Origin of the sequence: Flavobacterium ginsengisoli (genome assembly GCF_029625315.1) — a bacterium.
GTDB classification, from domain to species: Bacteria; Bacteroidota; Bacteroidia; order Flavobacteriales; family Flavobacteriaceae; genus Flavobacterium; species Flavobacterium ginsengisoli.
Map to the genome: position 1 here is coordinate 1,069,903 of NZ_CP121110.1, position 12,052 is coordinate 1,081,954.

Consider the following 12,052-nt stretch of genomic DNA (forward strand, 5'->3'; position numbering starts at 1 on the left):
TATACAACAATGAAAAATTATTCCAATAGGAATTGCAATGGAAATTATAATTTATATAAAAAGAGAAGGGGGACGGAAAGTCTCTGTTAAAACAGAAACAGGCTTATTGTCGAATCTAGCCGAAAAGCCAGCTTTGATTTCAATAGGTTCTAATAATTTGAAAGTCTTATTTGAAGTGTTTAAAATGTAAACCAACTCTGTTTTTTCTTTAAGGTTGTTCTGCATTTTCTTTTCGTTGTCGTCGTATTTCTTTAGACTTTTTTGAAGTTCACAGCGTCCGTTACAGGTATTAAAAACCATTTTTCGCTGTACGCAGATTGTTTTTACAATTTCTTGTCGCTCTAGTTTAAAAGATACATAAACAAAAACACTGCCAAATGATGGCACTAAAATAATGCGACCAAGCAATACGATTAGATACTTTTTCAAAGTTATTGTTTTGTTTATGGAGCGCAAAAGTACTCTTTTTTGTTTTTATCTTAAATAAAGTTCTTGTTTTCTTTACCAAAAAACACCACTTTGTCTATTTATAATACTTGGGATTAAAACGGTTCTCTCATACCTGTTTTTTTTAACATAATTCAAGGTGTTAACATTAAAAAGTTAATCTAATAAAGAACAATTGCATAACCATAATAATGCGACCGTCAAGACATAATTGAAGATCAATTGTCGTGGCAATGTCACGACAATCTTACCCAATAAATAGGTTGTTTTTTTCATTTTACATCAATCCTTAACAGGATAACTAAACCAAATTTGTAAAGCCACTGAATTTCCCGCTCTCGTTTTTTCAAATATAACTGTTGCTTCACTAAAGCAAAAAATTGGTTTGTTTCCGAATTGTCTTTTTAACTTTTTAGCCCCGATAGCAGTGGAAATCCTTTTTCGGCGGGGTTCGGCGCAAAAGATTGGAACGTATAGCGGGAAGAGCTCCTAAAAATTCTTCAGTATAACCCCACGAAAATTGGCATTTTGAAAGTGATATCCTTTATTTCTGCTTTTGGGCCAGTTACGTAAAAAATAAATTACCTTTATCCGGCATTACCACTTTCTAAGAAATCAAAATTTATTTAAGCTTTAAATCCAATCCTATGAGCCAAGAAGAATTATTGGTATTAATCCGCAAAAAAGATGAAAGGGCTTTCACCCATCTCTATGATATGTATTCAAAAAGCTTGTTTTCGGTCATAAATGTTCTGGTAAAAAACCGCGAAGAAGCCGAAGATGTCCTGCAGGAAGTCTTTGTAAAAATCTGGAAAAACATCGATAGCTACAGCGAAAGCAAGGGCCGGTTCTACACTTGGATCCTTAATATTGCAAGGAATACATCTATTGACAAGCTGCGATCCAAAAATTTCAACAACACCCAAAAAAACCTTTCTTCGGATAATTTCGTAAATCTGTTAGATGACAGTAATAAATTAGCTAATAAACTAGATGCAATTGGCATTCAGGAGTTCGTTAAAAAACTGAAACCAAAATGTATCGAGATTATTGATCTGCTATTCTTTAAGGGATATACCCAGCAGGAAGCTTCAGAAGAATTAGCTATACCTTTGGGAACTGTAAAGACACAAAACAGAAACTGTATCAACGATTTAAGAAATTATTTAAAGATATAATGGAAGATAAGCAATATATTGAATCAGGCATTTTAGAACTTTACGTTTACGGCCTGCTGACAGAAAAAGAGAACCTGGAAATTGCCGAACTGGCCAGAGAAAACCCTGAGATTGAAAGTGAAATCATTTCTATAGAAAAAGCTGTTTCAGCCTTATCATCAAGCTTCTCACCTTTCCATTCGGCTGCCAATTTCGAGAAAACAAAAGCGCGTTTAGAGCTTAAACATACTAAAGTTGTCGATATAAAACCAGCATCAAAACGTCCGCAGTACCTGGGCTGGGCGGCTGCAGTATTATTATTGTTAGGTTTTGGATATCAGACTTTAGAACTGGCAAAATCCAAACAGGCAGTCTCTGAGGCTGGAGGGGAAAAAAATAAAATTGAAAGAGAATATGCTATTTTAGACCAGCAGAATAAACAGACTGAGAAAAATCTGAGCATTGTGAGAGACATTAAAAATACAAGCGTTACTCTGGGCGGACAATCAGTATCTCCGGCATCATTTGCAAAAGTGTATTGGAACAGAGAAACAAAAACGACTTATATCGACGCGGCAGGTCTGCCAAACCCTCCAAAAGGAATGGTTTACCAGGTTTGGTCTTTAAAACTAAGTCCGGTGCTTACCCCGACAAGTATTGGTCTGCTGGATAATTTTGAAGAAAACTCTCAAAAAATCTTCGCTGTAAGCCAAACCGATTCAGCTGAAGCTTTTGGCATCACGCTGGAACCTGCAGGGGGAAGCCTCACACCTACAATGGAACAGCTTTATACTTTAGGAAAAGTCTAATTCCATAAAAAGACCTAAATAAAAAGCGCATATTGATCCTGTTCAATATGCGCTTTTTGGGATTCAATACTGCACTCTGGCGGAACTTTACACAACCCCCTTAGCCATAGTAAAAAAGCTAAAATCATCTTCCAAATTCACTTTAAAAATAAGATAAACTGAAGCGCAGGCTAAGTTAAAAGCCAACAGGATTCGAACACCAAAAATGGAATAGCCCCATACTCCTTTTATTTAGATTTCTATTTAATTGAAATAATGAAAATCCATTATAAATGGTTAACTATTTATAATTTATTGAATTTTCCGCTCTCACTCTCCGATTATCAATTATTGCTCAGCTGAGACAAAAAATTAGTTTTCTCCTGAAGCGTTTGGTGCGACGGCCCGCCTCTTTTATAACATGAATCAATGATGTGAAGTAATTTATAGTAGAAAAGCTAATTATAAAATTAATTAATAATTATGTAATTATCACCAAATCAATTAGTCTAACTTTACAAAATGAGGAATTGATTACTCCCATGCAGAATTAAGTAAACATTTTTTGGAAGATTATGTTTATGGACAAGCCCGTCGCAGCGTGCAGCGCAGCTGACGGGTTCTATTTTTGCATGTCTTGTTTCAGTACTCTGGTAAGCTTTGAAACTGCAGCTGATTAAGCATTTATGACAGATTGATTTTGTATTTTTCTTCTATTGGTGAAGAAGCCTTATCCGGTGCAAGATGCCCTATCTGAAATACTTTTTCAATAAATTCAATGCTTTGATCCACTGAAGTGTTTTCATTTTTTAAATGGCTGGCAAAATGATTTGTTAATTTTTGAATAATTCTTGAACTGATTAAATCCATCTGTGCATCATCAAAATGGGTTGTTTTCCTTTTTTGAAAAGCAAATTCTGCTGATACAATATCATTTAGCTTGGATTTTAAGGCATGAATAGTCGGAGCACATTTTCGGCCGTTCACCCAGGTATTCAGTTCTAATTTCAGATCATCAATAATGGCTTCTGCAGCAGGAATATGCTGTTTTCTCTTTTCCAGCGTGTCATCCGTAATTTGAGACAGATCATCCAGATGTATTAAAGTTACACCGGGATTTCTTCTACATTGGCATCTACATTGCGCGGGATGGATAAATCCAGAATCAATAAGGGTTTCTGTAAAGCAAGCGATGTTTTGTCAATAGTGGGATTTTGTGCTCCTGTAGCTACAACCAGCACATCGGCCTGCTGCAGTTCCTGTTTTAAATCAGCATAATCTTTTACAATAACATTCAGCTTGCCAGCCAGTAATTCGGCTTTGTTTTTTGTTCTGTTTATAAGGGCAATATGGCTGTTTTTAGTATGTTTTACTAAGTTTTCGCACGTATTTCTTCCTATTTTCCCCGTTCCGAACAGCAAAATATTTTTGTTTCCAATATCCGCCACATTTCGGATAATATACTGCACTGATGCAAAAGAAACCGATGTTGCACCAGAAGAAATTTTCGTCTCCGTTTTAACTTTTTTGCTCGCCTGAATAACTGTATTTACCAGCCGGTCCAGAAATGTATTGACCAAACCTTCCCGTTTACTATTGTTAAAGGCGGTTTTAATCTGGCTGATGATTTCAAAATCACCCAGAATCTGACTGTCTAAACCTGTTCCTACCCGGAACATATGGCTGACAGCTTCTTCATTCTTATATATATAAGCAGCCTGCCGAAATTCTTCTACAGAGCCATTGCTGTTCTCGCAAAGCAGTTTGATGAGTTGATAAGGATGATGGGCAAAACCATAAATTTCAGTTCTATTGCAGGTAGAAGTAACTACCAATGATTCTATCCCTTCTGCCTTGGCCTGCAGCAATAAATCAGATTGTGATTTAGCATCTAGACTAAATTTTCCTCTGATAACTGCATCTGCTTTCTTGTAGCTTAACCCCAATGCATAAAAAGTGGAGGATCTGGACATATTAAAATTTTCCATATTTATGGTTTCCTTAAAAGGTTCAAAAATTATTGCCTGCAGATTTATATAACAGCGCCGGAAATGCTTTTTAGATCACTATGGAATAAATGGACCTAAACTGCGGTTTTAGATAATTTCCAGGAATTATAAAGCTAACTAACAGGTTTTGAAAAATATTTATATACTTCAAATAGTATTGAAATATAAAACAGTCGCCTTTTTCAGGCGACTGTTTTGAGAAGAAATTTATTTTTGAACTATAGGAGTTCTCAATGATTCTAAAACAGCAACAATATCAGTATAAAGTTCTGTATTCGAAGCAACGCCATTCGCATTGGCCGCAGCTCCAACATATCCTTCAAATTTCGTATAATCTGCATTGCTTGATTTTGTTCCCATACGAGGATTTTTTGCGGGATCATGCGCAGCCGACATACTCAAACCAGAATATGTATTTACAGCATTGGTACCTCCGGTATTAAACGAAAAGAAATCAGTAAGGTTATCTGATAATTTAGCAATATTGGTAGACTGGGTAGTTCCAGTTTCTGCTAATAAAGGGGCAAAATGTGCCTGCAGATTACCCGACGCGTTCGATTGGATATCAGCAACAATCAATCCGATAGTTGAATTTACCACTTTGCGGAAACTCAAACGCCCCTGCTCGATCATCTGGCCGGAATTATCAGGATCAGAAACCATTTTAGTTCCGCCTAAACGCTCGTAGATAGAAGCCTTAACCGGTGCTGGGGTTTCGTCGTCATTACTGCTGCAGGAAATCATAGCTGCCGATGCGAGCAATTAGTACACTAAGTGTAAGTTTTGAATAAACTTTCATAAATTTAAAGTATTAAAGGGTTAATTAAAAAAACGATTTATCTTTTGAGACAGTTTATAGCTCAAACTATTTTGATTCATTGGGCAGACTTCTTTGTCTGCTAAATTTGCCGGTAAAATATAGCGCTGCGCATCGTAACGTCCTTTAGCCATCAACTCGTTGAAAACTTTCTCCGAGTTTGTAATTTTATTATTGTGGAAATACACCACAACATTTCTTTTAACGATGATAGAGTCTGATGTCAGGCCTTTTATGCTTCTAAGGTCGGCACAAATTTTTCTGGCCTGCAGAGAATCAATATCTGATTTAAAATCGATTCTGCTTACTTGGAGATTTGGGGTGTCATAAACGGGCGGTTTGGCCGTTATAATGTGAAAAAGCAAAATCGCGGCAAACAGTACAAATATGCCGCTCAGAATTAAAAGTCCTTTTTTGATTATTTTATTAGTCTTCATAATTTTTTTATGGTTTTAAAATTATCTACGTGTACTTTAGAGTCATGCGGTTTTAGAAATAATAGAAAATCGATTAATTTAGAATCATTTTAAATACAGAAATTACCTAATAATTTAATTATAAAGTAGATACTAGAAAACCCTGGCAAGATTAAATCCAAAAAATATATCTCCTTTTGTCCAGTCGCCAGTGGTTCTTCCTAGATATCCAGCCTCATCAATTGCCTGTGAACTGGTAAAATGCATCTGGAAAACATGTCCGCCCGTTTCCAGATCAAAACCAATAGACAGCGGATTTTTATAAAGTGAATTTGGCGCTCTGTTTAAATGCGCCGCATAATCCATATTTAAGGACCAGCGCTTAGCGAATTTATACCTCCCTCCAAATCCTATGGCATATTGGGAATTGCTTTGATCTACATCTTCAACAAAATTTTGATGAAAGAATGACGGCACAATTTCTAAAGACAGCTTTTCAGAAAATTTTCTTGAAATCAGCAGCTGCGCAACATAAGTCAGCCTGTCTTTAAATTGAAGTTTCGGATACAGACTTTCTTTTAATGTGTTATTAATAGATAAACTATTAAAACCGGCAATAGTAACAGGAAAGCCGTCTTTTATTTGAGGAAACAGCATATATTTTGTTGCAAAGTCATAAGCAAATTCACTTCTGGCGGCACTTACGTTGAGTCCATTTGTTAGACCGTAAATAAATTTAATCTGCGTATTGGCATTATCCAGTCCATAGAAACCTTCAAAGCCATCTTTAATAGAGCCGAATCGGTGTGCAACAACAAAATACAAATCGCCTTTTGTCGCCAATTTTGTAGATTCGAGATTAACGATTTTTAAGGCTTTGAATGCAGATGTCACTTTTTCTTTTGCAGAAGGAGTTTCTACCCCGGACAATAAATCGGTTTGGGAGAAGGTTAACAGCGGAAATAAAAAAAATAATAGGATAAAGTTTTTCATGAGGTTAGTTTTAAATTGTTATTTGTATTAGTGTACAACTGAAGATTGGTCTATTTTAAATTCCTGGAGCAGTTCGTCATATCCTAAAAAACGCCCTTTAATTTTTAGGGTTTTCCGGATATAATATTTTGCGGCAAACGGTTTTTGAATGTCACAAATACTTTTTCGCTCATAACAATTCCATTGCCGGCTTTATCAATACTTGTTACCCGTGCAGATAGTTCAATTGTTTTGTCCTGATATTTGATGTAAGCCAGACTGTCGTTTGAAGTAAACTCTCTTTCTAGTTCATTAACGGTTACAACATAATCGGCAGTTTCTGATTCTATATTTCTATGCCCTTTGTAGATGTAGAGGTACGCTGAAATTCCGATTATTATAAAAAGGAAAATTGTAATTAGTATTTTTTTCTCATAACTGGTTTTTAGTATTTCAAATTATCTACGTTAAAAAATACCTATTGGATTTAAATCATTAAATATGCCTCCTTCGAAATCTGGATTATTCATTTCATCGTATATGATTTTGAAATGCCTGGTAATTCTTAAAGTCATGCATTTATTTATAACTAAAAACCAATCTTATGAATCTAAAAACCCTTCTGGCCATCTCATCATTAGCTTCAATTTTTGTAAGCTGTGCCAATGACGACCCAAGCACCCTAAGCGACACTGCACCAATTAATGGTTTGGCAACATACAACCAAAATGTAAAATCTATTATTGATAATAACTGTGTTGTATGCCATGCAGCAGTTCCTAAAAATGGCGCGCCAATGTCTTTAGTTACTTATGAACAGGTGAAAAATGCAGTTTTAAACCGAGGACTCCTTACACGAATTTCTTTAGAAAATGGAGATAGTTCCTTAATGCCGCAAGGTGGACCAAGATTGCCTCAAGCTACTATTGACATTATAAAAAAATGGAATCAGGATGGATTATTAGAAAAATAATCTATAACAGCAACATGAAGAAAATCATAATAATGCCAATGCTATTGGCTTCTTTTATTGTTTTTTCACAGGAAAAAATAGTAACTAAATCTGCAACAATAACTCTGGAAGCTTCAGTACCTTCTTTTCAGCCGGTTGCAGGAACTAACAGCAATGTAACTTTTGTTTTGAATCCCGCAACTGGAGAAGTGGCAAGTCTGGCTTTAATGAAAGGATTCCAGTTTGAAATGGCATTAATGGAAGAACATTTTAATGAAAATTACATGGAAACCGATAAATATCCAAAAGCTATTTTTAGAGGGCAAATAGAAGGATTCGACATTAAAAATCTAACTGAAGATTATAAAGATTACACGATAAAAGGAAAATTAGAAATGCATGGAAAATCCAAGGATATAAGTGCCGATGCAAAAATTACAAGATCGGGTTCCAGAGTCACCTTTATATCTGATTTTGAAGTAAATGCAAGTGATTTTAACATTCCGATTCCAGCGCTTATTAAATATAAACTGGATAATAAAGTCAAAATTCAAATTATTGCAGTTTTAAAATAAGAGTCGCACAAAATAGATAATGATCTAAAAAAAATAAAGGCGAAATAAATGAAAAAAACAATACTTATTGCAATGCTGAGTGTTTACGCTATTGGCGTATCACAAGAAAAAATGGTCAGTAAATCGGCAAAAGTCATTTTTGAAGCTTCCGTTCCTTCTTTTGAAGAAGTTAAGGCAGTAAATCGGAATGTTACTTTTGTTTTGAATCCAGCAACAGGAGAGATTGCAAGTTTAGCCCTGATGAAAGGTTTCCAGTTTAAGGTCGCCTTAATGGAAGAACACTTCAATGAAAATTATATTGAAAGTGACCAATATCCAAAAGCCGTATTTAAAGGAAAGATAGAAGGATTTGATCTTCAAAGCCTAAGCGCAGATGCTAAGGATTTTATCATTAAAGGCAAATTACAACTCCACGGTAAATCCAGGGATATAAATACTGCCGCAAAGATAAGCAGATCACCATCAGGGGTCAGCATTTCATGTAATTTCAGCGTAAATGCCAGTGATTTTAATATTGAAATCCCAAATTTGGTTAAAAGCAAGCTTTCCAATAAAATAAATATCCAGTTTGCCGCAGTTTTAGAAGCCAATAGACAATAACCAGCTGGAAACTATCTCGAAAAGTCAATAATTTTTTATATCAAAAAAATGGAGGAAGAAATACAAATTGAGGACGGCCTTACCCTTATCCGTTTCCAGAACGACAGCTCAGAATCTTTTTCTGCACAGCACGAAATAGGTGCCGGCCTGATACAGTTTCATTTCGCACTAAAAGGTAATGCATTTTTTTTGTCCAGTCAGGATCATTGCACATTAGAATTGAAAGAGGAAAAATCACTGATTTTGTGCAATCTGCAGCATCAGTCATTGCTTAAGTTAGAACTTTCTCCAAATTCATGGATGATTTCTGTTATTGTTTCGATTAATAAATTTCACTCGTTATTTTCCGTTCAAGCAGATTATATTTCTATTTTAAGCCCCGATAAGAAGAAAAAAAGTATTATACCGAAGGGTACATCAGTCCTGCTATGGCTGTTGTTTTGAGCCAGCTGTTTCATTACAGCCTTCATCCTTCCCTAAAGAACCTTTATTATAAAGGAAAAGCATATGAATTATTGAGTCTGTATTTCAATAAAATGGAAGATCCAAACGCAGTGCAATGTCCATTTTTGACTGATGAAGATAACGTGCTGAAAATCAAAAAAGCCAGAGAAATACTTATCGCCAATATGGCCGAACCGCCAGGACTGCAGCAGCTGGCAGATGAAATTGGGCTGAATATGAAAAAATTAAAAACAGGCTTCAAACAAATTTATGGTGATACGGTATACGGTTTTCTGTTTGACTACAAAATGGATTTCGCCTTAAAACTATTGGACAGCGGTTCTTACAATGTAAATGAAGTCGGGCTGAAAATAGGATACAGCACCGGAAGCCACTTTATTGCGGGATTCAAGAAAAAATTTTCCACAACCCCAAAAAGATATATAATGTCCATTAATACCAATCATAAAAACAGTTTCGCTTTTATAGATTAAGGCATAAATAAAAATATATTTGATTAATTTTAAGAAGCAACAAGTAATGAGTTTGAGGAAAATTAAAACAAAAACGATAATGAAAGGCGTATTATTAGTAAATTTGGGATCTCCCGAAAGTCCCGCACCAAAAGATGTTAAACCGTATTTAGATGAATTTTTAATGGATAAATACGTGATCGATGTTCCGTATTTATTGAGAGTTTTATTGGTTCGCGGCATTATTTTAAGAAAAAGGCCAGAAGAATCTGCGCACGCTTATGCGAAAATCTGGTGGGAAGAAGGTTCTCCATTAGTTGTTCTTTCAGAAAGAATGCAGAAAAAAGTACAGACTTTAGTAAATGTACCGGTTGAACTTGCAATGCGTTACGGAAGCATGACAATCGAGAAAGGACTCCAGCAATTGCATGATAAAGGCGTTACTGAAGTACTGCTTTTTCCGCTGTATCCGCAATATGCAATGGCTTCGACTTTGACTATTTTGGTAAAGGCCGAAGAAATCCGCAAGAAGAAATTCCCGCACATTACATTTACTGATGTTCCGGCATTTTATAACAAACCGGATTACATCAAGAATTTGGCAGATTCAATTCAAAAACATTTAGTTGGTTTTGAATATGATCATTTGTTGTTTTCTTATCACGGAATTCCAGAGCGTCACATTCGCAAAACCGACGTTACAAAATCACATTGTAAAATTGACGGTTCTTGTTGCAGTGCGCCATCTCCGGCACACGATTTCTGTTATCGTCACCAATGTTACGAAACAACAAGGCAAGTTGTAAAATTATTAGGGCTTCCCGAAGATAAATACAGTCTGACATTTCAATCGCGTTTGGCGGGAGATAAATGGTTAGAGCCTTATACTGATATTGAAATTGACAAAATGCCGGCAAAAGGAATTAAAAATCTGGCTGTTGTAACACCTGCTTTCGTTTCGGATTGTTTAGAAACGCTCGAAGAAATCGCCATGCGCGCCAAAGAAGATTTTGAGAAAAATGGAGGGGAAAATTTCCTGGCTATTCCCTGTTTGAATGACGACCAGAAGTGGTGCCAGACTGTTAGCAACTGGATTAATGAGTGGGCTGAATAATGCTAAAATAACAATAGGGAATATTGGAGCTTTCATTATTAATATATCAATTCGCCTCTTGTATTCATTTTAATTTATTTTTTTACCTCTTTTAAAACCAAAAAGAATATTAAAGCGTAAATGACTTTATAACTTAAAAAAAGTAATTATGAAAACTAGAAAATTTTTAGCAGCAGACAATCCTGGCATTAGGATTTGGATTGACATCATTTGCACAAAAAACAGTAATGGTTGGTGGAGCAGCTATGTATCCTAATAAAAATATTATAGAAAATGCGGTAAACTCAAAGGATCATACCACCTTGGTAGCAGCAGTAAAAGCAAGCAGGATTAGTTGAAACTTTACAAGGTAAAGGCCCATTTACTGTTTTTGCACCAACAAATGAAGCATTTAGTAAATTGCCGGCTGGAACTGTTGAAACATTATTGAAACCTGAGAATATTAGATCATTACAAACTATATTGACATATCATGTAGTGGCCGGTAAAATGAATAGTTCTGATATTGCAAAAGCAATAAAAGCTGGTAAAGGAAAAGCTTCTTTAAAAACAGTTAGCGGCGGAACTCTAACTGCCTGGATGGATGGAAAAGATTTGTACATTAGTGACGAAAGTGGCAATAAAGCTAAAATTACAATTTCAGATGTAAATCAATCTAATGGTGTCATACATGTAGTGGACGCAGTACTGCTTCCAAAAATGTAGTTTGCTGAAAATAAATTACAATTAAGCCCTGAAATTTCAGGGCTTTTTATATAATTACTATGCGACAAAATAGTAATAGTCAATTGTATTAGAGATTTTGATTACCATTTTATTGCCAGCTCAAAACTTTAAATATAAGGAATTGATATCTTTTTTTTGCAAAAGATTAAGGCTGTCTCTTTTTATTTTTGGTAAAATAATACATAAAACTAAATATATTTTTGCTTCAATCCCCAACAGTACATCTAAACCAAAACTCTAAAGCCAATGAAAGACAAACATTACATGTAGTAAGCCAATTTCTTCAAATCATCCAAAAAAAATGTTGAAATTTGTCCCGTCGGGGTCACTCAGCCAGATGGCGCCAATTGAAGACAATTGGCGCCATTTTTTCATTTACACTAATAAATACGGTGGCTTTGAGTCATTTTTGCTTTTATTTTCTTTCTCTAAAATAATAGAAAAATTGCTTCAGCGTGTATATTTAGATGAAAAATAATACAAATAGTTAATTTATCATTCGATAACTTAACAGGATTCGAACCCCCAGAATATTATAGAAATTGACTCTATATAATCTCCA

General features: G+C 35.2%; 11 protein-coding genes and 3 pseudogenes. 8 read left to right on the top strand and 6 right to left on the bottom strand.

The window, feature by feature from the left end:
• Positions 1-51: 51 nt before the first annotated feature.
• Positions 52-429, bottom strand: a complete 378-nt coding sequence (locus P5P87_RS04795; RefSeq protein WP_278021740.1) for a hypothetical protein — start codon at positions 427-429, stop codon at positions 52-54.
• Positions 430-1,094: 665 nt separating this feature from the next.
• Between P5P87_RS04795 and P5P87_RS04800 the strand changes: the two genes are divergently transcribed.
• A complete protein-coding gene (locus P5P87_RS04800) occupies positions 1,095-1,625 on the top strand; it encodes an RNA polymerase sigma factor (protein ID WP_109193296.1) in 531 nt (176 codons plus the stop codon).
• On the top strand, positions 1,625-2,413 hold the full coding sequence (locus tag P5P87_RS04805) for an anti-sigma factor (RefSeq protein WP_278021741.1): 789 nt from the start codon (positions 1,625-1,627) through the stop codon (positions 2,411-2,413). Before P5P87_RS04800 ends, P5P87_RS04805 begins: the two co-directional genes overlap by 1 nt.
• 663 nt (positions 2,414-3,076) lie before the next feature.
• On the opposite strand, the pseudogene hemA reads toward P5P87_RS04805, so the two are convergent.
• From hemA to P5P87_RS26080, 5 genes and pseudogenes are all read right to left on the bottom strand, one after another.
• Positions 3,077-4,380 (bottom strand): annotated as a pseudogene (gene hemA, locus P5P87_RS04810) (glutamyl-tRNA reductase).
• Between the two features lie 228 nt (positions 4,381-4,608).
• A complete protein-coding gene (locus tag P5P87_RS04815) occupies positions 4,609-5,163 on the bottom strand; it encodes a globin family protein (RefSeq protein WP_278021742.1) in 555 nt (184 codons plus the stop codon).
• Positions 5,164-5,220: 57 nt separating this feature from the next.
• Entirely contained in the window at positions 5,221-5,655 is a 435-nt protein-coding gene (locus P5P87_RS04820; RefSeq protein WP_109193293.1) for a hypothetical protein, read from the bottom strand.
• Between the two features lie 132 nt (positions 5,656-5,787).
• A complete protein-coding gene (locus P5P87_RS04825; protein WP_278021743.1) occupies positions 5,788-6,627 on the bottom strand; it encodes a DUF5777 family beta-barrel protein in 840 nt (279 codons plus the stop codon).
• Between the two features lie 104 nt (positions 6,628-6,731).
• Positions 6,732-7,058: an OB-fold protein gene (locus tag P5P87_RS26080; protein ID WP_422854093.1), complete on the bottom strand. Its 327-nt coding sequence runs from the start codon at positions 7,056-7,058 to the stop codon at positions 6,732-6,734.
• A gap of 152 nt (positions 7,059-7,210) precedes the next feature.
• On the opposite strand from P5P87_RS26080, the gene P5P87_RS04830 reads away from it, so the two are divergent.
• The 6 genes and pseudogenes from P5P87_RS04830 (at position 7,211) to P5P87_RS04855 (ending at position 11,469) form a co-directional block, all read left to right on the top strand.
• Positions 7,211-7,579, top strand: coding sequence for a hypothetical protein (locus tag P5P87_RS04830; RefSeq protein ID WP_202002379.1), 369 nt, complete (start codon positions 7,211-7,213; stop codon positions 7,577-7,579).
• A complete protein-coding gene (locus P5P87_RS04835; protein WP_278021744.1) occupies positions 7,549-8,133 on the top strand; it encodes a YceI family protein in 585 nt (194 codons plus the stop codon). The genes P5P87_RS04830 and P5P87_RS04835 overlap by 31 nt, the downstream gene beginning before the upstream one ends.
• Positions 8,134-8,181: 48 nt before the next feature.
• Positions 8,182-8,733: a YceI family protein gene (locus tag P5P87_RS04840; protein WP_278021745.1), complete on the top strand. Its 552-nt coding sequence runs from the start codon at positions 8,182-8,184 to the stop codon at positions 8,731-8,733.
• A 48-nt stretch (positions 8,734-8,781) separates the two neighbouring features.
• Positions 8,782-9,671: pseudogene (locus P5P87_RS04845) on the top strand (helix-turn-helix domain-containing protein).
• A gap of 79 nt (positions 9,672-9,750) precedes the next feature.
• Positions 9,751-10,764: a ferrochelatase gene (gene hemH, locus P5P87_RS04850; RefSeq protein WP_109193287.1), complete on the top strand. Its 1,014-nt coding sequence runs from the start codon at positions 9,751-9,753 to the stop codon at positions 10,762-10,764.
• Positions 10,765-10,912: 148 nt separating this feature from the next.
• Positions 10,913-11,469 (top strand): annotated as a pseudogene (locus tag P5P87_RS04855) (fasciclin domain-containing protein).
• The last annotated feature ends 583 nt before the right edge of the window (positions 11,470-12,052 follow it).

Excerpts from the sequence above, each read along its gene's own strand:
- P5P87_RS04800 (WP_109193296.1), top strand. The coding sequence starts at position 1,095 with ATGAGCCAAGAAGAATTATTGGTATTAATCCGCAAAAAAGATGAAAGG.
- P5P87_RS04805 (WP_278021741.1), top strand. The coding sequence starts at position 1,625 with ATGGAAGATAAGCAATATATTGAATCAGGCATTTTAGAACTTTACGTT.
- P5P87_RS04820 (WP_109193293.1), bottom strand. The coding sequence starts at position 5,655 with ATGAAGACTAATAAAATAATCAAAAAAGGACTTTTAATTCTGAGCGGC.
- P5P87_RS04825 (WP_278021743.1), bottom strand. The coding sequence starts at position 6,627 with ATGAAAAACTTTATCCTATTATTTTTTTTATTTCCGCTGTTAACCTTC.
- P5P87_RS04830 (WP_202002379.1), top strand. The coding sequence starts at position 7,211 with ATGAATCTAAAAACCCTTCTGGCCATCTCATCATTAGCTTCAATTTTT.
- P5P87_RS04835 (WP_278021744.1), top strand. The coding sequence starts at position 7,549 with ATGGAATCAGGATGGATTATTAGAAAAATAATCTATAACAGCAACATG.
- P5P87_RS04840 (WP_278021745.1), top strand. The coding sequence starts at position 8,182 with ATGAAAAAAACAATACTTATTGCAATGCTGAGTGTTTACGCTATTGGC.
- hemH (WP_109193287.1), top strand. The coding sequence starts at position 9,751 with ATGAAAGGCGTATTATTAGTAAATTTGGGATCTCCCGAAAGTCCCGCA.